Genomic DNA, 22,154 nt, shown 5'->3' with positions numbered 1-22,154 from the left:
CGCCGAATAGCGAGACGAGGTGAACACCGTGCAATGCCCGCATTGTTCCGCTCCCATCGCCCCAGCAGCGCAGTTCTGTCCCATCTGCGGCGCCGCTCTGGCCACTCCAGCCAGCCCTAAACCCGCCTTCCCTGTCCCTGGCAGCGAACCGGCTCCTGTTCGAGCGCCGCAGCAGCTGGCCAGCCGTGGCGCCGTCGCCAGTCCCGCACGCCGTCGGCATCGTGGCAGACGCTGGCTCCTCGGCTGTCTCGGCACGCTTGCTATCCTGCTCATTCTGCTCCTGGCTGCCTGGGCCTTCCTCATTCGTCCCACCTTGAACCGGCTGGCCAGGGAGCAGATCAATGCTGCCCTCGATAGCGCCGTTCAAGAGATCGACCCTACGCGTACCACCCAGCTGCCTGGCGGCCCTGTCCGTCTTAGCGAGACCTTCCTCAACAACCTGCTCACGCTGGCTCACTCGCCCAGCAGCCCTATGCAGGACGCGCACTTTACTGTTACTCCCAGCACCATCACCCTCACCTTCACACTCTATGGGCAGGCCAATAGCATTAGCGCCGTGCCCCAGGCCAGCGCTGGCCAGCTGCACGTCAGCGACCTCCACATCCAGGGTCCTATCAGCTGGATTCTCTCCGACGACGATCTCACTACGATCGTCAACCAGCACCTGGCCACAGCTCAACAGCGTCTCCGTCATCCAGTGCTGGCTGTCGTGCTCCAAAATCACGCTGTCGAGCTGCTCCTTGGTCCCCCCTCCAACGCCAATGGTTCGTCTGCCTCCATCCTCCTCGCCGCTGCCCAGGTCCGAGCATAGGCGCGGGAAAGAGCAACAGCGACAGCAGCAACTGATCTGGCTGTAGTGGCAGAGGATGCGAGGAGGCAGAGGGCCGCGTCAGCACTGCCGGTGGCAGCCGGCTGGCGCTCTGGCGCTGGTGGACCTCGGCAAAGACCGAGGAGACATCGGGCAGGAAACCATTGTTATCCTGTCCCAGGGGCCAGTAGACCAGGGCCGCGCGTCCGATGATATTCTTACGAGGTACGAACCCCCAGTCGCGCGAGTCCGAGCTGCCTGCTCGATTATCCCCTAATACAAAGTAGCTATCGGGCGGCACAACACGATTGGAAAAGGAAGGATAGGGGTTGCCCTGCCGACGCGGATCAACGTAGGTCTCATGGAGGGTCACACCGTCGACGATGACCGTTGTTCCCTGAATCGTGATCACATCGCCCGGTATGCCGATGATACGCTTTACATAATCCTGACTGGGATTGGGAGGGGCAACGAAGACGATCACATCACCGCGCGCTGGCGCATGGAAGAGGTACGACCACTTATCGACGAGGATCAGCTCTTTGTCATGGAGGTTCGGCTCCATGCTCATGCCTTCAACGTAGAAATTCTGGATGGCAAAGCGAATGATGAAGAACATCAGCCCCGTGAGGACGAGGGTCTCGATCACTTCACGGACCAGACGCCAGCGCTTCTCAAAATCAAGCTCCGGATTCATGCGAACTCCCGGCGCTAGACACGCCAGTGTGCTCAGGGTATTTCAGCCAGTACTATTATAAGGCACCGTGGTGACAAACTCTACAGCTCAGGAGCCCCTTCCCGCAAGGTAAGAGGCCGTGACAGGCCCCTGCCCGACTCTGCTCCTGCTCATCTTCCCTCCTCCTTTCGGGCTATGCCCCTGGCTGGATAGGGGGAGATCACCTCCGTGCCCGGCAGGTTGCAGACCAGAGCGGCCCGTCGTTGGTTCGTCCTTTAGCCGAGGAAGCGAAAAGATTGGAGCATTGGGACAAAGGCGCTCCCAGAGAGTTGCTGATAGCGCACCTCCGGCACGACAATGTAGATGCTGAAGAGCCTGGTTTGCGCCGAATGAGCAGGATGGTTAGTCGCCAGCAAAACGATCTCCATGCGGACCTGCTGCCCCAGGATCTGGACATCGCCCGTGGCTCCCTGCTGCTGCCAGATCTGGCCTCCTACAGTAACGGTGGGCGCCAGGCTCACTCTCTTGAAGTTCTTGTAGAGGCCGCTTTTCTCAAAGGTGTCCAGGCTCACGCTGACGGTCTCCTCCGGCGAGGTGGCTGCGTTGGGATTGGGCACAACCTGGACTGAAAGCGTCGCGCTGTCGGCCTCGTGGCTGAATTCAACGCTGCTGCCAGCGGGGCTGACCTGCCAGTCTGGCAGGTAGCCAATGCTGAAGCCGTCGCCCCGGTAGAGCCTGAGCTGCACCCCCCCAGGCACCGTGATCAGAGCAGCGGTCGGGCTGACACTGGCTCGCGCCCCTGCGCCCGGTGTGGCGGCATCGGAGCTGTTGCCCCCTCCCCCACAGGCGACTCCCATCACAGCGAGGGTTGCGAGGAGTATGAGAAGAGAGAGAGGCATAGCGCTGGCATGGCCGCGAATGAGTCGCCGTCGACAGGCAGCGCAGGCGAATCGAGACATAGCACACCCCCATTCCTCATAGAAATCACCGCCGCTTCTCTGCGTCTTCAGCGCACCAAAGCGCTGCATCTCGAAGAAGCTGGCTTGTGCGACAGGTTGCGCAACGGGCGTTATTATAGCATATCCTGCCAACCTGCAGAAGAGAATTTCTGGCTACCACCCTCGGCCCCACGTCATGCCATCAATGGCTGGGCAAGAAGAGAACTGTACCGTGAGCCAGACCGCTTCCAGGCCGCCCCTGACGAAAAACGACCAGGTCCTTCCGACTTGACGCAGCAGGTCCTGTGTTGTACCCTGATAACAATATGGAACGTTTGTCTTAGTCCAATGGCTCGTAGCCCCCGCCTGCCTGCCCAGGACCAGGACCTTATCCCCCAGGACAGGACTTCTTGAGCCAACCGCAGCACTCTCAATCTGTTGAAGATACAGTCCGGCAACTTGACATCAAAAGAGACAAGACCAAGAAAAGAAAAGAAAAGAGAAGCTTGGGGATCGCAACAGTGGATAAGATCGTTATCCGTGGCGCACGAGAACATAATCTGAAGAATATCGATCTCACGATCCCGCGCGACAAGCTGGTGGTCATCACCGGGTTGTCAGGCTCCGGCAAGAGCAGCCTGGCTTTCGATACCATCTTTGCCGAGGGCCAGCGCCGCTACGTCGAGTCGCTCTCGGCCTACGCTCGCCAGTTCCTCGATAAGATGGATAAGCCCGATGTCGACCACATCGATGGGCTGTCACCCGCGATCTCGATTGATCAGAAGGGGGCAACACACAACCCACGTTCGACGGTCGGCACGGTGACGGAGATCTATGACTATCTGCGCCTCCTCTACGCCCGCGTCGGCCATCCTCATTGCCCTCGCTGCGGGCGCGAGGTGAGCCGTCAGACCGTCCAGCAGATTGTCGACGCGATCTTACAGCTGCCCGACGGGTCGCGCATCATGTTGCTGGCTCCGTTGGTACAGGGACGCAAGGGCGAGTATAAGCATATCTTCGAAGAGATGCGCCGCTCGGGCTACGTGCGCGTCCGCGTCGATGGCACGATCTATGATCTAAGCGAGAATATCGAGCTGGATAAGCAGAAGAAACACACGATCGAGGTGGTAGTCGATCGCCTGGTTATTCGCAAGACGGGACGACGCCCCGCCTTGAGCCTGCTGACCTCCAGTCAGACAGACAGCCACCCGGATGTGCTCCCGGCTCCTTCACCAAGCGAGCGGCAGGCCCTGCGCCGCGTGGCCGAGGAAGCGGTCCCTTATGCTTTGCCTTCGCGCTCCCCTGCAGACCAGGATGGCCAGGAGGGCGAGCCAGGCCGCTTACGGGCGGCTCCTGCCGAAGAGACGGCAGCGACCCTGGCCGAGCAGGATGAGGTGGATGCGTCTTTCCGCCAGCGCCTGACCGATTCGTTAGAGACCACGCTCAAGCTGGGCAACGGCGTGGCCCTGGTCTCCATCGTCGGCGGTGAGGAGGTGCTTTTCTCGGAGCGCTTCGCCTGCGTCTACTGCGGTATCAGCTTGCCAGAGATCGAGCCGCGCACATTCAGCTTCAACAGCCCGCACGGCGCCTGTCCAGCCTGTACGGGCCTCGGCACCCAGCGCGAGCTGGACGCCGAGCTGTTGGTGACAAACCCCGACCTGACAATCCGTGAGGGCGCCATCGCCCTCTGGAGCAAGATGATCAATGGCAGCCAGTGGGAGTCGGCCAAGCTGGAGGCACTGGCAAAGCGCTTTCAGATCGATCTCGATCGTCCCTGGCGCGAGCTATCGCCCGAGCAGCAGCAACTGATTCTCTACGGCACCCAGGAGCCGCTGACGATTCGCTATACGCCCCAGCACGGCCAGACGCGCTCGTACACGGTGACCTTTGAGGGAGTGATCCCCACCTTGGAGCGCCGCTATCGTCAGACGGAGAGCGAGCTGATCCGCGAGGAGATCGAATCGTATATGTCGACACGGCTCTGCCCCGAGTGCCGGGGAGCGCGTCTGAAGCCGGAGGCGCTGGCGGTGACGGTCGGTGGACGCAATATCGTGCAGGTGACGCGCCTCTCGGTGAAGCAGGCTCAGCGCTTCTTCCTGGAGCTGGATGCCGGTCCGGCCCCTTCCCTGGGGGTGCAGCCGTTGACTGGCGGCCACAGCGAGGACGGCGAGCCGCGCGCTCCCGATCCGCTGGCCCCGATCCCTCCCAACGAGCCGCTGGTCAAGGTGCGCTTGAGCGAGCGCGAACGGTTGATTGCCCGTCAGATCCTCAAGGAGATCCGCGCCCGCCTGCAGTTCCTGGTCGACGTGGGCCTGGACTACTTGACGCTGGACCGCACAGCGATGAGCCTCTCAGGCGGCGAGGCCCAGCGTATCCGCCTGGCGACTCAGATCGGCTCTGGGCTGATGGGCGTGCTCTATATTCTGGATGAGCCAAGCATCGGCCTCCACCAGCGCGATAACCATCGTCTGATTCAGACGCTTTTGCGCCTGCGCGATCTGGGCAATACGGTACTGGTCATTGAGCACGACGAGGATACGATGCGCGCCGCCGACTACATTATCGATATCGGCCCAGGCGCAGGCGAGCACGGTGGCCAGGTTGTGGCAGCAGGCACCTTCGACGAGGTGGCCGCTCATCCGCAATCGTTGACGGGCGCTTACCTCTCGGGCCGGCGACGCATCGCCACTCCTACCCAGCGCCGGCCCGGCAATGGTCACTTTCTGACCATTGTGGGCGCTCGCGAAAATAACCTGAAGAATATTACGGTGCGCATCCCGCTGGGCAAGCTGGTAGCCATTACCGGCGTCTCCGGCTCCGGCAAAAGCTCGCTGATGATCGATATCCTTTATCGTAAGCTGGCGCAGGCGCTCAACCGTGCCCACGAGAAGCCGGGAGCCCACGACCGTATCGAGGGCATCGAATACCTGGACAAGGTGATCGACATCGATCAGTCGCCGATCGGACGCACACCGCGCTCGAATCCGGCAACCTATACGAATGCTTTCACGGGCATCCGCGACCTGTTCGCCCAGGTGCCCGAGGCACGTCTGCGTGGCTACCAGCCGGGCCGCTTCTCCTTCAACGTCAAGGGGGGGCGCTGCGAGGCCTGCAAGGGCGAGGGTATTGTGCGCATCGAGATGAACTTTCTGCCCGATGTCTATGTGCCCTGCGAGGTCTGTAAGGGAAAGCGCTATAATCGCGAGGCGCTGGAGATCCGCTATAAAGGCAAGAACATCGCCGAGGTGCTGGATATGACCGTTGAGGATGCCATGCACTTCTTTGAGCACGTGCCGACGGTCTACAGTAAGCTGAAGACGCTCTACGATGTTGGTCTGGGCTATATCCGCCTGGGGCAGCCGGCGACGACCCTCTCCGGCGGCGAGGCTCAGCGCGTGAAGCTGGCAACGGAGCTGTCGCGCCGCGCTACGGGCCGCACGCTCTACCTGCTGGATGAACCCACTACCGGTCTGCATTTCGCCGATATCGAGCGTCTGCTGAATGTCCTTCAGCGCCTGGTTGATGCCGGCAATACGGTGCTGGTGATCGAGCACAACCTGGATGTGATTAAGTGCGCGGACTGGATCATTGATCTGGGACCAGAGGGTGGCGATGCGGGCGGAGAGGTGATCGCTGAGGGTACGCCCGAGGAGGTGGCCTTGCAGGAGCGCTCTTACACCGGCCAGTTCCTCAAAGAAATCTTTGCTCGCGAGGGCCGGGAGGCCAGGGAGGCCAGGGTCTAAGCACCGAATTACCTGCTCCCCTCCCGGCTCTCACGCTACGCTTCCTCTGTTTCGCTCAGCGCTGGCTCCAGGCAGCAGATTCGCCGGAGTAGTCGATCCATTGCCTTGCCAGCTCGCTAGTGGTTACCGCTAGCTGGCCCAATGGCGCATCGGTAGTCCAGGCACGGGCGAGCGGAAGGTGGGCAGGCGCGACATCACTAGCGAGCCGATGTAGACGGTCCGCAGGTCAGGCCCTCCAAAGGTAATGCTGGTCAGGGACTGCAGCGTCTGCCCGGCGCAGGCGGCCATGTCGGCAGGGGTGGCTGTACCGCTGGCAATCTTCTCCTCGAAAGTAGCCAGGACCTCCTCATTGGCCTCTTCGAAGACGACATGATAGTCACCGTCGGTGGTGATAATGCCGAGGCCGTTGCGCAGCGGGGTCGTCACCCAGACATTGCCTTCGGCATCAAAGGCAAAGCCATCGACGACGGCCCCCACGCCGAGGCCATCGGGTCCAAAGACCTCTTTATCGGTCAGACTACCATCGGGCTGGACGCGGAAGCGCAGGATGCGGTTCTTCATGGTTTCGGCCACATAGAGAAACTCCTCTTTGGCATCCAGACGGATCTCGTTGGTGAAATAGATGCCATCGTAGACGATGCGGGGTCCCTTCTCGTCGAGCAGCACAATGTAGCCATCGGGACGTGGCTGTGCCGCAGCGGGCCACCACTGCTGTTCCCGCGTCGAGAAAGCCAGCCAGAGGCGATCTTTGCTATCGATGAAGACATAGTTAGCGCAGGTGGTGGGGACGCCATCGATCTCGGTCAGGACATCCTCGCTGTGGCCATCAGGGAAGAGACGTTGGATACGTCCATTGCCGATGTTGGCGATGTAGAGTGAGCCATCGCGCGCCAGCGCCAGGCCGTTTGGTTCGCCTCCCAGGCCACCGAAGAACTGCTGGCTCCCATCGGGGGCAATGCGCATAACGCCGCCGCGACCGTCTGAGGTCCAGAGGGTGCCGTCCGGCTGCGCGATGATCGACTCGGGGCGGACAAGGTCATGGCCAGTGTAGGTGAGATCGCTCAGCTCAAGGCGAAATTCCTTGATAGGGGGATGGCTCTCGCTCATGGTGCTTCCTCCCTTTCTTCTTTGAAGAGGGTCCTGCTACCTGGACCAGTTGATCGCCATAGATGACAGCCTTCGTGATGGCGCCGCTACTGGCCTCAGAGGCCGACAGAGGCACACAGCGGTCGCTGCCTCATTCTGTGACAGATTGTATACTACCGCGTCAGGATGATGCAATGGCATGGTGCAGGAGTGAGAGCCAGCCGGGTTTCGCCTGCGCCTGCTGGAGTTCAGCACGCGGAGAGCAGCGGGCCGCAGCACAGGTTGACTGTACCGCAGCGCAGGGCAGGACAGTGCGCCACCGCGAGGGAGGCGCTGCTAGATGCTTGAGCTGGTGCCTCTGCTCGTGCCGCTCCTTCCCAGACCCAGAAACCAGGCCGGGACGGTACAGAGCAGGGCTAGAATGACTCCAATGAGCGCCATGTTCTTGAGATCCAGCGCTATGCTAAAGGCTGGGCTGCCCTCTAGCTCGGCGAGTGGCAGCGAGAAAAGCGCCAGATGCAGCGACTGCCCCGTCAGCATCCCATAGGCCACCAATCCCGCCACTCCCAGGAGCAGCAGAAGTAGAGCCGCGAAGATCCCAAACATCAGACATTCAAACAGGCGCCTGACCAGTGTCATACAGATCACTCCTCTCCTTCTCCCTTGTGCCGGTGAGCGAATCAATCTGCTCCCCCATTAACAAGCTATAAGAAATTTCCCTGTGCTTCTCTTCCAGAGCTCGTCTGCTCCGATGGCTTGCTTCTTCAATCACGCTCGTGTTCCAGGCGAGTGGCTCCCAGCCAGAGGCTGCCTCTGTAGAGCGCCAGCACCAGCACCAGAGCAATAGCGACTTCGATCAGCATCTGCACCCAGCTGCCGCCAGGCAAGGCCGGCAGCACTCTCTGTATGGAGACGTAGAGGATCGAGAGAGGCAGATCAACGAGAAAAAGCGCTAAGCCCAGCGTCAGCATACTCAGCGGATCATCGGGGGAGTAAGGCAGCAGAATGCCCATGAGGAAGCAGAGTGGCGTCAACATGAGAGCAGGCGGCAGCCAGAACAGCAGCAGTGCAGGCAGGCCGGCCACCAGCAGTAACACCAGGGTCGCCAGTGACCAGAGCAGCAGCGTCAGCCCCAGACAGGTCCAGAACTTGGCGGAGATCAAGAGACGCAGCTCAAGCGGAGTCGCCGCCAGCAGGCGGTAGGCCCGGCGGTCGCGCCCCCATGAGGATTGGCCGAAGCCAGCCAGCAGCGGTAAGAACAAGGGCGGGACTAGCTGCGCTAGCGTCAGGTGGAAGAGGGGATTGGCCATACGTGTCAGGAGCAGGCCCACCAGTGCGGCCAGCCACATCCCAAAGATCATCACTCCGTCGATAACCAGGTAGGGAGAGCGACAGAGGCTCTTCAGCTCGTAGAGGCAGGCCGTCCACCAGAGTGGTGGTGCGAAGGGAAGCCGACGCAGGGGTGCCCACTGACCGCGTGTGCCACTGGCCAGGCGTTCGCAGCCTTCCAGAAGCAGGGCATAGAGTAGCCCAGCCAGCAATGTCGCAGCCAGTAGGAGCGCGACACCACTGAGGATGGCCCCCAGATCTGGCTCCAGAACGAGCGCCATCCAGCGGGCCGGCAAGAGCAGCGTCCAGAGCGGCAGGGCAGTCGACAGCCCCGGCAGCAGCGTGAAGAAGGGCGCTTCCAGTAGGACCAGCCCCAGGGCCAGGCTCAGGCCCAGCACGCTGAAGCGTACTCCTTGATGCTCTCCGCCGAAGAGGCGCAGCGCTCCGTAGAGCATCGCCTGATGAAAAGCCAACGTCAAGAGATTGTAGCAGAGAAGAGCCAGTACAAGCGCCAGCACCAGTTGGAAGGGGGTAATCAGGCCCAGGGTCATCAATGCGAACAAGGCTGGCCCCCAGAGCAAGCCCTGGACAACCAACAGTGTCAGTAAGCCCGGCAGCAGTAAGCCAATTCGCAGCTGCAGCGCCGAAAGCGGAAGTGGCAGCATCATGCGTCTTAGCCGCGTATCATCGGGCGAGAGCATGATAATCATAGTAAGAATGATAAACGAGAAGATGAGGAAGAAATTGCAGAGGCTCAGCGTTAACAGTGGCCGTAGCAGCTCTTCCAGGGCACCTTTTGTCAGCAAGCTCTCGCCAAGCTCGCGGAAGAAACCATACATCAGGAGGCCAGTCAGAGGCAGCACTAGTAGCAAGAGTGGGAGAAGCATCCACAGCCCGGGGAGGCGGCGCAGTAGCTGAGCCAGGCGATGGCGCCAGGTTGTGATCACCAGTCTAGAAACGTGCCAGAACACGATCAAGCTCCTTCTCCTGCTGGGCCAGCCCGAGAGCCTGCAGGAAGGCCTCTTCCAGGTTGGCAACCCCATAGTGCTCTAGTAAGGCTTGCTGGGCACCCTGGGCCACCACCTGGCCTTGATGGAGCAGGATCACCTCATCGCAAAGGTCCTGAGCCATGAGCAGGTCATGCGTGGAGATCAGCACGCCTACCCCACGCTCCCGTAGCCGGCGCAATAGACGCTTGACCAGAATGGTCATCTCGGGATCAAGGCCCGAGAGCGGCTCATCGAGCAGCAGCAGGCGCGGCTGATGAAGCAGGGCCGCAATGACCTGCAGCTTCTTGCGCTGACCGTGCGAATAGGTCTCCAGGAGATGGTGAGCCTTCTCTTCAAGCCGCAGGAGAGCCAGATAGTCCCCGACCAGATTCCACTGTTCTTCAGAGAGGCGATAAATGTGACGGAGAAACTGGAGATACTCGAGGCCGGTGAGGTGATCGACGACATCCTGGGAGTCAGGAACAAAGCCAAAGAAGGCTTTCTTGCGCGAGGGCACGCGCTGAAGCTCTTCGCCATTGAGAAGAATGGAGCCGCTCGTCGGTGGTAGCAAACCGACGAGCATTGAGAGCAGGGTGGTTTTACCTGCTCCATTGGGGCCAAGGAGGCCCACAATCTGACCTGCCGTTACCGTGAATGAGACGCGATCGACGGCTGTGAACGTACCGAAGCGCTGGCTGAGCTGGCGCACTTCGAGCAGCGATGCTTGCATCCTGCCTGTTTCCCTCCTTTATGGGAGTGAGATAAAGCTTGGTCCAGATCTGATTGGTAGCAAGGGTAGGGGAAACGCTTCCTTACGTCTGTTACGTCGCTGCCGCCTCTGGCAGGCCCAGCTCTTTAGGCAAAGTCTGCTCTCTTGAGCTTGCTCCCTACCGAGTTGTCCTGGCTCCCCCTTAGACATTTCACTCTTTTGTTTAAACGTCCCTCCTTCGCTTTTTCCAAATGCCAGTACCGGCATCCCGAAGCAGAGATCGCCAGAGCAGCCTTCTCTAAGACGATAAAATTCACTCTTTGGAAACAGCGCTTCCTCGATAATGGAATGTCCATAGAGAGGACAAAGTTGAACTATATAAGTTTATGCTTTATAATTCCCTGCAGGGTAACTGCTCTCTCTACTATGTAATTTCCGCTGCCAGACTGAGACAAGGAGGTCGTGGACGATTACTATGGACCGCGAAGGGGGCCAGCGCTGGACAGCGAACAGCGCTTTGAGAAAGGCGCGCGAAGAGCGTGGCTGGAGTCGAGAATATCTGGCCAGCATGCTTGGCACTAACGCCTTCACGATCTACCGCTGGGAAAGTGGTAGGGCCTATCCAGGCCCCTATTTCCGTCAGAAGCTCTGTGCTGTCTTCGGATACGAACCCGCTGCTCTTGGCCTCACCGGCAGAAAGCGGCATGCCACTCCTCCCTCGGGGGAGCCGGCGACCCCGCATCCGCAGCCGCCTCCTTCTTCCACGCCGCCTGCGCCTACATTTTGGCCGCATCTGCCCTTGCAGGGACGCACAGCTCTACTGAATCAGCTGCGGCACTTGCTGTGTCAGGAGGAGCCTCCGACAGAGATCGCCCTTTATGGTCTGCCGGGGGTCGGCAAAACTGCCCTCGCCTGTGCACTGAGCCGGAGCCGAGAGATTCGCCAGCACTTCAGTGCCGGCATTCTGTGGGTTTCGCTGGGCGAAACCCCGGATAGCGCGAGTCTGCTCCCCGCCTGGAGAAGCTTGCTGGAAGCTCCTCCCTCTCCCTCGCCAGTCTTTGAGCATGCAGCACTTCCAGGCCGCTCTTCAGATCATGCACAAGACTCGCATCCCTCAAGACGACGTTTTCTGCTGATCATCGATGATGTCTGGGACCTGGAGCCAGCTCTGGGCTTCCGCCTCGCCCCGCCAGGGAGTGTCTATCTTTTTACCACACGTTCACCACGCCTGGCTGCCCGTCTTGCTCCCCATCGCATTGTGCCGGTGCCGCCGCTAGAGCCGGCAGCGGCTCTGGAATTGCTACGGATGCTCGCTCCTCAAGCTGTGAACCAGGAGCCAGCTCTGGCTATGCGCTTAATTGAAGCCGTTGGTGCACTGCCTCTGGCCCTGCTGCTCCTGGGTAGCCACCTCTACGAGGAGTCGCTGCACGAGCAACCGCGCCGTATCGTGGCCGCTTTTCGCCATCTTCTCGAGCGGCCAGCCAGCTGGTTCTCGCTCTGCTTACCAGCGAGTGGCAGCCATACCGGTCTGCTCAAGGAGAGCCTGCAGCGCAGTCTTGCTCGTTTGCCTTCAGCGGTACTGGCGCTTCTCAATTCCCTAGCGGTTTTCTCTCCCCAGCCTAACAGCTTTAGCGAGGAGGCTGCCGCTGCGGTTTGTCAGTGTGAGGCGATGACCTTTACCCCTACGGCGCTCGATCTCCTCTGCGACAGCGGCCTGCTGGAATGTCGGGCCGCCCGTTATAGCTTGCATCCGGTGGTCAGGGCCTATCTTCGGCTTGATCAGGCCGAGCTTAGCGCTGCCGAGCGCCATCTGGTTGACCACTATGCCGCCCTGGCCCGGCAGCAGCTTGCCGCGGGCAGGCAGATCCCGCCCGTCGAGCGCGAGAATCTTCAGACCGCTCTGCAGCTGGCAAAGCAGTACGCGCTATGCGCAGAGCAAGATCTCCTGCAGGCGGCTCTCGAGGCCCTGGGTAACAGCGTTTCTTTCTGAGCGGCCAGGCCCGTTGAACCTTCAAGAGCAGCAGAGGGAGCAGTCTCTGCAGGCTGTCCCTCCTGCTGCTCTGGCCGCTCAGTGCAATGTCCTGCTCAGACCGTCAGGATCTGCGGCTCGTCGAGGCCAGTCCAACACTCGGTAGCTCCGCTGCTACAGCTCTCGGTCTCCAGCAGCCCGGCAGCTGCCGCTTGCAGCACCTCCAGCGCCTCCTGCAGCGCCTGGTGTCGTTGACGGCGCGCTCTCCAGGCCGCTCTACTGAGCCAGATTTCGTTAACCAGGGCTCCCAGGGTCACCAGCAGCCCTACGCTGAGCAAGGGAATTGCCACTTCCATGATCACAATTTCTTCAGGACAGAGCATCTCAGGACCCTCCTTTGAGCGTCAAGAACACCAGCAAGCTAGCAGCTAACAGAGCAATGAGTCCTCCTACGGCTCCAATCAGTTGCCCGCCGCGCTCCTGCCCGGAAGGCAGACGCCACACCCGTAACCAGAGGACCACATCACTGACGAAAAGCACCAGAAAGCAAACAAGGGCAAAAATTGTGCGAAGCACGGCTTACTTTTCCTCTACAAGGGCAGATGTAGCTCTCCCAAGCTTGTAGCCAGCAAGTTGTTGTAGGAATTTCTTCCTACAACAACCGCAAGTGACTATCAAGGCTTAACAAGCTGTACTCACCCATACTATATCACCGACCAGGTCGGTTTCATTCAAATAGGCTCCAGCACCATTACCGGCATCGTGTTCACAACGACTCCAGAAGTCGCCATGTTCGTTGAGGGCTTGCTGGCAGCTTGCGCATGAGCTAATCCAGTCGGTACCAGCGCCAGCCCTAGAACAAAGACCATGGTGAAAGCACTCATCAAGGAGGGACGGCATCGTTTTATCATTTTGCCTAAATAATTTCATAATGCCTGTTTTATTCTCTTTGCATCTATCGAGACGTATCTGAGTCAAGGATGCCTGATGCTCACCGAGAGTGCCAGCACCATCGCTAGTCTTTTTGATAGTCCTCTTCTCGAATCCTCTCCTCACTTTATGCAAGGCCGCCAGCTTCCTTCACCCTCACCGGGAAGACCCGCCACAGCTCTGTCTGGTGAAGGATAGCCAGGGGCAGATAGAAAGGGGAGCTTCCTCGCTTGCTCGTCGACCTGCCCGAATAGTTCATTACTAATTATTTTATGATTTTTCTTTCTTCAATATATCCCCAGCAGCTAAAGGCTCACCTGTTCGGCCCGCTCGCCATGCTTACCGGATCTCTCCAGCGAGGATTACGAGAGCCAGCGGCGGCCCAATGCTCAGCGTCGAGATCAACATCTCTTTTATGATCACCAGTTGTTCGAGACAGAGCCTTCCAGGCACCTCCTCTGAGCGTCAAGCTCACAAAAGCGACTTTAACGTAGTGGCTCGTTTAGCTCGGCGGCTTTTATAAGCGCATCCAGTTGCTCCGAAGTGCCCAGAGGGCCTGCCGCTGTCACCAGACCAGAAGGGGCGATGGCAAAGCCCCACGGTGTTGAGGAGACCTTGAAAAGCTGGGTCAGCTCCCATTCCTCTTGAGCCAGGATGGGAAAGTCGGCTTCCATCTTGCGTGCTAACTTCAGCATTTCACTGGGGTCGCCATTGCTTACCCCTATAATCACTCCACCCTGCTCTCGCCAACGATAGGCAAGCTCAGCGAGCTGACTCATGACACGATGACAGTGAGGGCAGGCCGGAGAAAGGAAGACAAGCAGGGCAGGACGGTGGCGTAAAAACTCCTCTGTCAAGCGTTGCTGGCCGTCAATCGTGAGAGCAGAAAAAGCCGGGACCGGATTGCCTACTATTTTTTCAAAGCGCCCATGAAACTCTGCCTTCAGATCACGTAACGCTTGCTGCAGCGAGAGGAAGCCCCTTCCGAGCACAATCGTGTAGAGAGCAAGGCTGATCATCAGTATCCAGAGACCAATGAGTGCGACCGACATAAGCAGTGCCTTCCTTTCGTCCTCTGATACCTCATTCAGAATATCGGCCCGCATTACGTCCTTCCTGCCCCAGGAGGCGGGCCAACCGCCGGCGTCCCAGCCAGCAAGCCAGTGCAGTAATACCAGCGATCAGACAAGTGGCAAGCGTGCCAGTCAATATACACACCTGGGACGAGAGAGAGGAGAGACCTACATCCCGCTGAAGCTGCGCTGGCAAGGTTGGGATGAAGAGCAAGGCGGTAATCAGGGTCACGCTGAGCAACAAGAGCACCCCGAGGATGGCCGTCGGCAGGAGAACAGGGAACGCTGATCGCTCCCCATCAGCCATCTCCACAATTCCGTCCATCAACGATAGAGCTGCAGCAGCCGCCAGGCCCAGGCCCAGCATCAGCAGGCAGATGACAATTGCCAGGGGAGAAGCTCCCAGCAGCCACCCGCCGATGAGGGAGAGGCCAAGCCAGAGCACGAGCGACGGCAGCAGGATGGCCAGCCACAAAGCCCCAAAGAGGCTACCTGCCTTGATAGACAGACTACGCCATAGCCACCGGGGCAGCAGCAGCCGCTTTATCAATCCTCTGCTTAGCACCAGCAACATGGGCAGGCTCCCCATGAGCAGGTTGAGCACCCCCAAAACAGGCCAGAAATCACGATAGAGCTGCAGCCCCCCCGGTGAGAAGAGGGTGCTGGCCATGATCCCTACCGAGATAGTCACATCGACCACAATCGTCGGCAGATCTGTCCAGCTCCACATTCCCTCACGCCAGCAGTAGCCAAGTAAGGCAGCCCAGGAAGGTGGAAGGCCCGGCAAACGCCAGGCCAGTTCCCAGAGAAGATGCCTTTCTACGGCTGCCCCCGACTGCCGGCTCCGCCTCTCACGCTGCGTCTGCAAGCCCTCCCAGATATCCTGATAGAGCCAGCTTCCCAGCCAGAGATAGCCAGTTCCCAGGGCCAGCAACAGCAACAGCCCCCCCAGCAAGACGAGGCCATCAGCCCCTGTCAGCCGTCCGGCAGGCAGGGTTAAAAGATCTCCTTCTGCCCTGAGCAGCAGCGCTGCTGGCACCTGCACCATGTCACTCCAGGCCCCCAACCAGCCCTTTCCTCCTTGAGCCGTTGCCGCCAGCCAAAGTCCGATAACCAGCAGCGCGGGAAGGCAGAGCAGCAGCGCTGCCGAGGCCACAGCGCTCCTCGCCCGCCTGACCCCCAGACACCAGGCCAGAAGCAGCAAGCCTGTAGGAGCCAGAAACGAGCACAATAGCAGCAGATAAGCGCCCGTCAGCCAGAGCTGCCCGATCAGGACTCCCGAGCCATGCGTCAGCCAGACCGCCAGTGATGGCAGCAGCAGCAGGACGATCATCGCCGCCACCATATCCCTCAGTAGCCGATAGATCGAGCGGAGCAGCAGCAAGGAACGAGGCACAGGCGCCAGTAGACACCAGATCAGCACATCGCCCTCCCAGAGCACCCCTGGCGCACGCAGCACCTGGAAGATCACGAGCAGGCAACCGGTCATCGTTATCGCTGCTGGCAGATACTCAGCGATCAGGGCCGGTGCCAGTAGCAGGACCGCGCTCAGCACAGAAGCACTCGGCCATAGCAGCAGCAACAGGCCCAGCAGGGACCCCACTCGACGCCACCAGGGAGCTTCCAGCCAGCTCTCACGCAGAAGCCAGCCTTCCAGGCGGATCAGTGCAGCCAGCTGGTTCTTCCAATGATCGCGTAAGAGCCTGGTCCTCCATCGACCTCCTGTCTGACTCTCCTCGCCCATTATTGCCGTTCTTCCTCCTTCTCCACTTCAGCCAAGGCGACCTGAGCCAGCCTGGCGAAAATCTGCTCCAGGGTCGCCTCTCCGGTCCGGGCACGCAGCTCATCGAGGCTCCCATCGGCCACGATGCGACCCTGCGCCAGAATGATCGCCCTCCCGCAGAGACGCTCAGCCACATCCAGCAGATGCGTTGCGATCAGCAGGGCATGCCCCCGCGCGCTTAAGGCGGCCAGCTCACGCTTTACCAGTATGACCCCCGAAGGGTCGATCCCATTCAACGGCTCGTCGAGCAAGAGCAGGGGTGGCTGATGCAGGAGCGTCGCACAGAGCACGAGTCGGCGTTTCATCCCCTGCGAGTAGCCGCGAATGCGCCGCTGGGTCACCTCTTCCAGGCCAAAGCGTACGAGTAGCTCGCTGGCACGTTGGCGACAGATGGCACGAGGGAAGCCACGCAGCCCACCCACAAATTCAAGAAACTCCTGGCCGGTCAATCCCGGGTAGAGAGCGGGCATCTCAGGCATATAGCCTACGAGCCTCTTCAGCTCACCTGCAGTCAGGCGCTGCCCGTGCAGGCAGATTTTTCCCCCATCCGGGGTCAGCATGCCAGCCAGCATCTGCAACGTTGTCGTCTTGCCCGCCCCATTCTCGCCAAGCAGAGCCACCAGTTCCCCAGGCCAGAGCCGAAAACTGATCTGATCCACCGCCTGGAGATATCCATAGGCTTTACTGAGTCTTTCAACCTCCAACAGGGGCCGCTCACCTGCGCTCTGCACCATCCTGCAGCTCTCTTCCCGCCTAGTGCTAGTGCAACCAGAACAGCCTGAGACCAAATAGCACCAGTGCCGCAACAAGCATGCCCCAGCCCAGGATGAGAAAATGGCTGGGGGGACTCGTACTGATACCGCTACCATCTTTCTCCGATGGCTGCCCTCCCCCACTCAGCTGCCCCCTCCCTCTCAGCCTGTGGCGGCGAACATAGCCATAGCTCAGCGCCAGCCCACCGGTGACCCCGAACAAACACGCTAATATAATCAGCGCCAGAGCCAATGAGAAGCTTGCCAGCAGGGCCAGAGCAAAAACAGCGATACCATCGAGGACCACCGCCCCAAAGAGAAGTACCGCAAGAAACTGCTCAGCTTTACTCATAAGGTCTTCCCTGCCATGCTTTCATTTCCTCAATTATCTTCCATAAAACCTTTGTGATGTAATATATTTCAATGGCGCTTCCTGCCAGGAGGAAAGCCACTATATCTTGAGCGGTTGGAAGGTGTAGTAATGGGGAAGGAGGCTGCAGAGCAGCGAAGAAGCCGCTGAGGAGAACCAGGATCGCCAGCAAACTGTTACGCAGCAAGGCCTCCTTATAGGTTACAGGTTGCCCTCGCCAGCCAAAACAGCCACATGTGAGGACGTTGCGCCGCCGTGAGACAGATCTGAGCGCTATGGAGAAGCAGCTCAGCATAGCCAGAGCCACCACAGAAGCGAAAGGCACCATCACCCCCAACAGCAAGAGCAGGCCTGTTATTAGCTCAAGCTCAGGCAGCACACAGGCCAATATCCTGGCGGCATAAGGAGGTAGCAGATCAAATTCGAGGACTATCCGAGTAAAGCTCTTTAGGCTACCGAGCTTACTTCCTCCAGCCCACAAAAAAACAAGGCCCCCAATGAGCCGAGCGGCTGTCACCAGTATCGCCATAGAAGCCTCCGATCATCTCGCGGGTTAAGGGCAGCATGCGGCCAAGAGGGCTTACCCTCTCTAAAAAAGAGGATCACCTGAGAGAGCGATCTCGCAGGCGCCATCAGGTGACCCTCAGTTGGCCCAGTTTGAAGAAGGAAGTGGCCTCCCCCTCTGATCAGCAAACGTGGAAAGCGTCGACACAGACGAGCTGGACGCAATCAAAAGTGCCGGCAATACTGCAGACAAGGCGGTAGGCCACGGCGCATAGTGAGAAGCAAAGCGGATTCTCCCCCAGAGGTAAACAGATTTCACCACAGGTAAAGACCGCCCCCAGGATAGAGCATCCTGTCCCCACAACCCCACTACAAACGGCTCGACAGAGGTTACACTGAATACTTGAGGCAGGATCAACAGCAGGTGATAGGAGGCCCTGCTCGTATTGCTGAGCTACTTGCAAAATCTGCTTGTTCCCCTGAGCATGCAGGCGGGCCGCCAGCTCAATCTGGCCGTTACTGCTAACAACGTAGCCCTCTCCTACGTGCTGTTGCCGATCAGCCAGCACAATGTCTAGACTGTATTGCTGATCCTTACGACTGTAGGTGACTGTTACGTCTTGCTGCGATCCCGATGGTTGTATATAGCTGAGTGATAGAATAGTTTCCTGCTCCCAGTGCTGCCCCGTCTGGCGATAGAGATAATAGCCTTCCAGCAAAGGATCAGAAAGCACCAATCCTCTTTGCTTCAAAAATTCCTCTACTTGAGTAAAACCTGGCGTTGATCGTAAGCGCTGCTCTTCTAGCTTAAGCAGCTTTCCTGTCAGAGCAAGCACCTTTACGCCTGGCTGATTCATCCCTAAAGAAGCAGCACTCACGCCCGGCACCTGCCCTAGTAACGGCGTTGCCGCTAAGACGCCAGCTAGCGCCCCTTTCATGGCGCGGCGACGGCTTAGCAACTTAGCAGCTGCGAGCTTCTGAAGAGCCATCGGTTCCCTCCTATTATTGGCGGAAATTTTCTGCTCTTGGGCAGGAGCGGAGACCCTTACTCTGCCGCTGCAGGTTCAAGCCTCCATCCTCTCCTGTCCCCAATCCGAGGATAACCTCCTCTGCCTTCTTAGACCAGCACAGGCTTGAGTCTTTTGGCTAGTCCTTTTTCTTGTTGTGAGGTCCACAGGGGAATCAGCCAGAGGGTGTCTGTGCATCCCTTGCACTACCTCATGGGGCATATATCAGCCTCTCCCATCTACCCCTGCAATCCGCGCGCTCAGAGTCTGCTTTATCGCAGGACCTGGTGATGATGGAGCCGAGGAAAGAACAAAGACGTCGATAAGATCGACCAAGTCTCACCAAAAACGTATCAACGTACAGGCGATGGCCTTGAGCCAGCCTGGCTGGCTCAAGGCCACTAATGCAGCTGATCTATTCCGGTCTGCAGTCGCCATTCACCTGGCTCCAGGCGAGTGGCATCCTCGCTGTTTGAGGCTGGCTGTGTCCAGCTATTGCCGCCGGTCTGATTCCTCGTTGAGGCAGGGGCTGAGGTCGAGGTCGAGGGCAGGTGTTCTGCGGGCAGTGTTGTCTCTTGCTTCTGAGTCGTCTCCGAGACAGCAGCGCCATCGGAATGGCCAGAAGGAGAAGGGTCGCCGAGCTGGAGGCGTCCCCCGCGCTGACGCTGGCGATAATCGATCCAGACGATCAGGGCCACCATAATCACCACCACCAGCAGGATACTGATAAACTTGAAGAGATGGGCATTCTGTCGATTGGCGATATCGAGCGACAAAATTGAGAGGCTAGCCGCCAGCACTCCGAAGGCAAATGTTACCCCATAAAACAGATAACAGATCTGCTTCACCGTCAACCCGGCAGCCATCAATCGATGATGCAGATGCGTCTTGTCATAGTGCCAGGGGCGCTGACCGTGGCGAACGCGATTGATCGCCACCACCGCCACATCGAGGATCGGCACCCCGAGCAGCATCAAGGCCAGGGCCAGCTTGGCCCCGCCAATCGTCGACATCACCGCCAGCCCCAGGCCCAGGAACATTGATCCTGTATCGCCCATAAAGATGCGCGCCGGATTCCAGTTATGGGGCAGAAAGCCCAGCACCGCGCCCGTGAAGATCGCCGCCAGTACCGCGATACTCTCCTGATGGAAAACCCAGCTAATCAAAGCGGTAAACAGGCCGGTGATCCCTACCACTCCTGCGGCCAACCCATCGACCCCATCGATCAGATTGACCGTATTCATCATGCCCACCATCCAGAACCAGGTAAAGCAGAGAGCGGGGATCGCCGCTAGCGTGATCGCATTATCATGCACTCCCAGATAGACTAAGCCAGGGGCAAAAGGATTATTGAAGGAGAAGAGAAAGATCCCATGAAAGCGTCCTTCCCAGGGTGCCAGGAGAATCGCCGCCGCTACCGTTTGCGCCAGCAACTTAATCAGAGGTTTCAAACCAATCAGATCATCGATGAGGTGGACCGTCACCAGGAGCAGTGAAGCCAGCAGGAAGAGCCAGTAAACCGTGCTTTCCACATACAGAGAAGTAGGAATATTGCGCGCTGGTGTATAGAAGAGGAGCGAAGCCACTACAAACGAGAGGAAAATAGCCACGCCCCCCAAACGAGGAACAGGGACCGTATGCACACGGCGCTCAGAAGGATAGTCGAGCCAACCCATGCGGAGACAGAGCGCCCGCACAGCAAAGGTCAGCAGATAGGTCAGAACAAAAGCAGCAACGCCTCCGAGCAACGGCAGCGCCAGTGGAGGAAGCCAGGAAGCCACAGGCAGAAGCGCTGCCATAGTCAACTGCAAGTCACCGGCCTGGACCATGTACCGTCTCCTGTGAGGAGCCTGTCGCTGCTCCCCACCGTGTTCTTCGTCTGCCTCTCCGTCGCTCTGGCCGGCCATCTTGCCACTTCCATCGTGGTAGGGGACCACCCAGAAGCACGACGGTAGTCCGATTATACGGACTCCTTCAAAAGGAACGCAATGAGTTCGCCGATTTATACTAGTCCAGAATGGGGGGGGGAACAAAGGGAAGAGAGGATAGGCAACATGCTCTCCCCTCCCTCACTGTTAGAGCAATCGTCTTCCCCCGCCAGCTCCCGGTTCGGCCAGTCTGCAGTAGAGAAGACACTTCAGAAGGTCAGAATGAGGAGACGCTCCTGACCCGCATAATCTCGCTGACAAGTGAGCTGCAGCGCAGGCCAGAGCTGACGCGCGAGCGCCTCTAGCGCCTCACGCTGCTGATAGCCGATCTCTAGAAAGACCTTCGCCCGATCTTTAAGCACGGGACGCTCGTGAAGCTGTCGTAGGAGACGCTCCAGGAGCGTTAAGCCACGGGGACCGGCGAAGAGAGCCTCCGCTGGCTCGAAGTCGCGCACGTCCGGGGCCAGTAGCTCTCGTTCTTCGGTGCCCACATAAGGAAGGTTGGCCACCAGTAGATCAACCGGCTCGGGCAACGGCTCCGCCAGATCGCCCTGCAGCAGACGCACGCGCTGGCTGACTCCATGCCGCTGACAGTTGAGCCGCGCCACCTCCAGCGCCGCCGCTGAGCTGTCGCAGGCATACAGATAAGGCAGATGCGGCTCGCTCACCGCCAGAGCCACGGCTATAGCCCCAGAGCCAGTGCCAATATCGGCAACGATCGGTACCTCTCCCCGGCTCAGGCGGTTCCGGGCCTCAGCAAGGACTGCCTCTACAAGGAGTTCCGTCTCCGGGCGCGGAATGAGCACGCGCCGGTCGACGAGCAGGTCCAGTCCAAAAAACTCCTTGTGACCAAGCAAATAGGCAACTGGCTCACCGCGCTGACGCCGCTCCAGCAAGGCCGTCAAGCGCTGCAGCTCCGCCTCTGTCAGCTCTCGTTCAGGATGGGCATAGAGAGCCGAGCGCTCCACACCCAGGACATGGCCAAGCAACACCTGCACATCGCGTCCAGCCTCCCGAGCGGAGCGCCCCGTCGTCTGGAGCAGACGCCGCCCCCACTCCAGAGCCTCTTTGACAGTCATGAACCTTCCTCCCCGAGTCGTTCCGTCCCGTCCCGACTCAAGAGCCTGCTTCAGGCTCCGCTCTTCCTCTACTCCTCATCCAGCGGGCGACGCCCCTGAAAGCCTGTATCGAGTGGGTGCCAATACTTGATACGCTCTTCCCCTAAATGCCAGCACAGATAGACTTCCCGCCCCTCACGCAGGCTCAAAAAGTCAACGAGACCCATATCGGGATCTTTCAACTCACAGCCCAACTCGTTTAGCTCCTCCAGCGCCTCCTGTAGCCGTCGCAGATAGAGAACCTGCTCACGCTGAATCTCCATCATAGTCTCATTAGCATTGTGACCGTTCTTCATGATACGCAGACGAATCGCATGAGCACGTTCCTCTCCCTCCCTGAGCCTGCGTCGCTGCTCCTGAATATGGCGCAGGATCGGCGAGATAACAGGTAGCAGGGCCTCGGCCTCCTCGCGCGTAAAATAATGAGGCATCCCAACCCTCC

General features: G+C 59.2%; 19 protein-coding genes and 1 pseudogene. 3 read left to right on the top strand and 17 right to left on the bottom strand.

What is annotated here, in order from left to right; all coding sequences use genetic code 11:
- Positions 1-19 precede the first annotated feature (19 nt).
- Positions 20-94 (top strand): annotated as a pseudogene (locus tag A4R35_RS25115) (zinc ribbon domain-containing protein); the annotation flags it as partial.
- 559 nt (positions 95-653) lie between these two features.
- On the opposite strand, the gene lepB reads toward A4R35_RS25115, so the two are convergent.
- Together lepB and A4R35_RS20870 are read right to left on the bottom strand one after the other, a co-directional pair.
- The gene (gene lepB, locus A4R35_RS25110) at positions 654-1,505 is read right to left on the bottom strand and encodes a signal peptidase I (RefSeq protein ID WP_112432847.1); all 852 of its coding nucleotides are present in this window, start codon (positions 1,503-1,505) and stop codon (positions 654-656) included.
- Between the two features lie 254 nt (positions 1,506-1,759).
- The gene (locus tag A4R35_RS20870; protein ID WP_112432845.1) at positions 1,760-2,443 is read right to left on the bottom strand and encodes a hypothetical protein; all 684 of its coding nucleotides are present in this window, start codon (positions 2,441-2,443) and stop codon (positions 1,760-1,762) included.
- Between the two features lie 485 nt (positions 2,444-2,928).
- On the opposite strand from A4R35_RS20870, the gene uvrA reads away from it, so the two are divergent.
- On the top strand, positions 2,929-6,165 hold the full coding sequence (uvrA, locus tag A4R35_RS20865; RefSeq protein ID WP_223258431.1) for an excinuclease ABC subunit UvrA: 3,237 nt from the start codon (positions 2,929-2,931) through the stop codon (positions 6,163-6,165).
- Positions 6,166-6,294: 129 nt separating this feature from the next.
- On the opposite strand, the gene A4R35_RS20860 is transcribed toward uvrA, so the two are convergent.
- The 4 genes from A4R35_RS20860 to A4R35_RS20845 all read right to left on the bottom strand — a co-directional run bounded on the left by A4R35_RS20860 (position 6,295) and on the right by A4R35_RS20845 (position 10,299).
- Entirely contained in the window at positions 6,295-7,272 is a 978-nt protein-coding gene (locus A4R35_RS20860; protein WP_112432843.1) for an SMP-30/gluconolactonase/LRE family protein, read from the bottom strand.
- A gap of 315 nt (positions 7,273-7,587) precedes the next feature.
- Positions 7,588-7,890 carry a hypothetical protein gene (locus A4R35_RS20855; protein ID WP_112432841.1) on the bottom strand — a complete coding sequence of 101 codons (303 nt, stop codon included), beginning with the start codon at positions 7,888-7,890 and terminating at the stop codon, positions 7,588-7,590.
- A 125-nt stretch (positions 7,891-8,015) separates the two neighbouring features.
- Positions 8,016-9,551 carry a hypothetical protein gene (locus A4R35_RS20850; RefSeq protein ID WP_146747293.1) on the bottom strand — a complete coding sequence of 512 codons (1,536 nt, stop codon included), beginning with the start codon at positions 9,549-9,551 and terminating at the stop codon, positions 8,016-8,018.
- Positions 9,532-10,299 carry an ABC transporter ATP-binding protein gene (locus tag A4R35_RS20845; protein ID WP_112432837.1) on the bottom strand — a complete coding sequence of 256 codons (768 nt, stop codon included), beginning with the start codon at positions 10,297-10,299 and terminating at the stop codon, positions 9,532-9,534. The genes A4R35_RS20850 and A4R35_RS20845 overlap by 20 nt, the downstream gene beginning before the upstream one ends.
- A 454-nt stretch (positions 10,300-10,753) precedes the next feature.
- On the opposite strand from A4R35_RS20845, the gene A4R35_RS20840 reads away from it, so the two are divergent.
- Positions 10,754-12,268 (top strand): helix-turn-helix domain-containing protein, encoded by a 1,515-nt coding sequence (locus A4R35_RS20840; RefSeq protein ID WP_112432835.1) that lies wholly within the window; start codon positions 10,754-10,756, stop codon positions 12,266-12,268.
- A gap of 95 nt (positions 12,269-12,363) precedes the next feature.
- Here the strand turns inward: A4R35_RS20840 and A4R35_RS20835 are convergent, their stop codons facing one another.
- From A4R35_RS20835 to A4R35_RS20790, 11 genes are all read right to left on the bottom strand, one after another.
- Positions 12,364-12,630, bottom strand: a complete 267-nt coding sequence (locus tag A4R35_RS20835) for a hypothetical protein (RefSeq protein ID WP_112432833.1) — start codon at positions 12,628-12,630, stop codon at positions 12,364-12,366.
- 1 nt (position 12,631) lies between these two features.
- The gene (locus A4R35_RS20830; protein ID WP_112432831.1) at positions 12,632-12,823 is read right to left on the bottom strand and encodes a hypothetical protein; all 192 of its coding nucleotides are present in this window, start codon (positions 12,821-12,823) and stop codon (positions 12,632-12,634) included.
- An 839-nt stretch (positions 12,824-13,662) separates the two neighbouring features.
- Positions 13,663-14,229 carry a peroxiredoxin family protein gene (locus tag A4R35_RS20825; protein WP_189362131.1) on the bottom strand — a complete coding sequence of 189 codons (567 nt, stop codon included), beginning with the start codon at positions 14,227-14,229 and terminating at the stop codon, positions 13,663-13,665.
- A gap of 31 nt (positions 14,230-14,260) precedes the next feature.
- Positions 14,261-15,994 (bottom strand): hypothetical protein, encoded by a 1,734-nt coding sequence (locus tag A4R35_RS20820; protein ID WP_112432827.1) that lies wholly within the window; start codon positions 15,992-15,994, stop codon positions 14,261-14,263.
- Positions 15,994-16,767, bottom strand: coding sequence for an ABC transporter ATP-binding protein (locus tag A4R35_RS20815; protein WP_189362128.1), 774 nt, complete (start codon positions 16,765-16,767; stop codon positions 15,994-15,996). Before A4R35_RS20815 ends, A4R35_RS20820 begins: the two co-directional genes overlap by 1 nt.
- Before the next feature lie 25 nt (positions 16,768-16,792).
- Entirely contained in the window at positions 16,793-17,137 is a 345-nt protein-coding gene (locus A4R35_RS23975; protein WP_146747292.1) for a hypothetical protein, read from the bottom strand.
- Entirely contained in the window at positions 17,130-17,684 is a 555-nt protein-coding gene (locus A4R35_RS20810; protein WP_112432823.1) for a MauE/DoxX family redox-associated membrane protein, read from the bottom strand. The genes A4R35_RS23975 and A4R35_RS20810 overlap by 8 nt, the downstream gene beginning before the upstream one ends.
- Positions 17,685-17,841: 157 nt before the next feature.
- Complete coding sequence (locus A4R35_RS20805; RefSeq protein WP_146747291.1) at positions 17,842-18,648, bottom strand: hypothetical protein; 807 nt, start codon at positions 18,646-18,648, stop codon at positions 17,842-17,844.
- A gap of 419 nt (positions 18,649-19,067) precedes the next feature.
- Entirely contained in the window at positions 19,068-20,495 is a 1,428-nt protein-coding gene (locus A4R35_RS20800) for a glycosyltransferase family 4 protein (RefSeq protein WP_189362126.1), read from the bottom strand.
- Positions 20,496-20,803: 308 nt separating this feature from the next.
- The gene (gene prmC / locus A4R35_RS20795; protein ID WP_112432817.1) at positions 20,804-21,673 is read right to left on the bottom strand and encodes a peptide chain release factor N(5)-glutamine methyltransferase; all 870 of its coding nucleotides are present in this window, start codon (positions 21,671-21,673) and stop codon (positions 20,804-20,806) included.
- Between the two features lie 68 nt (positions 21,674-21,741).
- Positions 21,742-22,143, bottom strand: coding sequence for a DUF2203 domain-containing protein (locus tag A4R35_RS20790; protein ID WP_112432815.1), 402 nt, complete (start codon positions 22,141-22,143; stop codon positions 21,742-21,744).
- Between the last annotated feature and the right edge of the window lie 11 nt (positions 22,144-22,154).

The sequence above is a fragment of the Thermogemmatispora tikiterensis genome (assembly GCF_003268475.1).
Taxonomy (GTDB): Bacteria; Chloroflexota; Ktedonobacteria; order Ktedonobacterales; family Ktedonobacteraceae; genus Thermogemmatispora; species Thermogemmatispora tikiterensis.
This window is presented reverse-complemented; position numbering and strand designations above follow the sequence as displayed.

What these genes read in the sequence shown, in the direction of transcription:
- lepB (WP_112432847.1), bottom strand. Translation starts at nt 1,505, where the DNA reads ATGAATCCGGAGCTTGATTTTGAGAAGCGCTGGCGTCTGGTCCGTGAA.
- A4R35_RS20870 (WP_112432845.1), bottom strand. Translation starts at nt 2,443, where the DNA reads ATGTCTCGATTCGCCTGCGCTGCCTGTCGACGGCGACTCATTCGCGGC.
- A4R35_RS20860 (WP_112432843.1), bottom strand. Translation starts at nt 7,272, where the DNA reads ATGAGCGAGAGCCATCCCCCTATCAAGGAATTTCGCCTTGAGCTGAGC.
- A4R35_RS20855 (WP_112432841.1), bottom strand. Translation starts at nt 7,890, where the DNA reads ATGACACTGGTCAGGCGCCTGTTTGAATGTCTGATGTTTGGGATCTTC.
- A4R35_RS20845 (WP_112432837.1), bottom strand. Translation starts at nt 10,299, where the DNA reads ATGCAAGCATCGCTGCTCGAAGTGCGCCAGCTCAGCCAGCGCTTCGGT.
- A4R35_RS20840 (WP_112432835.1), top strand. Translation starts at nt 10,754, where the DNA reads ATGGACCGCGAAGGGGGCCAGCGCTGGACAGCGAACAGCGCTTTGAGA.
- A4R35_RS20835 (WP_112432833.1), bottom strand. Translation starts at nt 12,630, where the DNA reads ATGCTCTGTCCTGAAGAAATTGTGATCATGGAAGTGGCAATTCCCTTG.
- A4R35_RS20825 (WP_189362131.1), bottom strand. Translation starts at nt 14,229, where the DNA reads ATGTCGGTCGCACTCATTGGTCTCTGGATACTGATGATCAGCCTTGCT.
- A4R35_RS20820 (WP_112432827.1), bottom strand. Translation starts at nt 15,994, where the DNA reads ATGGGCGAGGAGAGTCAGACAGGAGGTCGATGGAGGACCAGGCTCTTA.
- A4R35_RS20815 (WP_189362128.1), bottom strand. Translation starts at nt 16,767, where the DNA reads ATGGTGCAGAGCGCAGGTGAGCGGCCCCTGTTGGAGGTTGAAAGACTC.
- A4R35_RS23975 (WP_146747292.1), bottom strand. Translation starts at nt 17,137, where the DNA reads ATGAGTAAAGCTGAGCAGTTTCTTGCGGTACTTCTCTTTGGGGCGGTG.
- A4R35_RS20810 (WP_112432823.1), bottom strand. Translation starts at nt 17,684, where the DNA reads ATGGCGATACTGGTGACAGCCGCTCGGCTCATTGGGGGCCTTGTTTTT.
- A4R35_RS20805 (WP_146747291.1), bottom strand. Translation starts at nt 18,648, where the DNA reads ATGGCTCTTCAGAAGCTCGCAGCTGCTAAGTTGCTAAGCCGTCGCCGC.
- A4R35_RS20800 (WP_189362126.1), bottom strand. Translation starts at nt 20,495, where the DNA reads ATGGTCCAGGCCGGTGACTTGCAGTTGACTATGGCAGCGCTTCTGCCT.
- prmC (WP_112432817.1), bottom strand. Translation starts at nt 21,673, where the DNA reads ATGACTGTCAAAGAGGCTCTGGAGTGGGGGCGGCGTCTGCTCCAGACG.
- A4R35_RS20790 (WP_112432815.1), bottom strand. Translation starts at nt 22,143, where the DNA reads ATGCCTCATTATTTTACGCGCGAGGAGGCCGAGGCCCTGCTACCTGTT.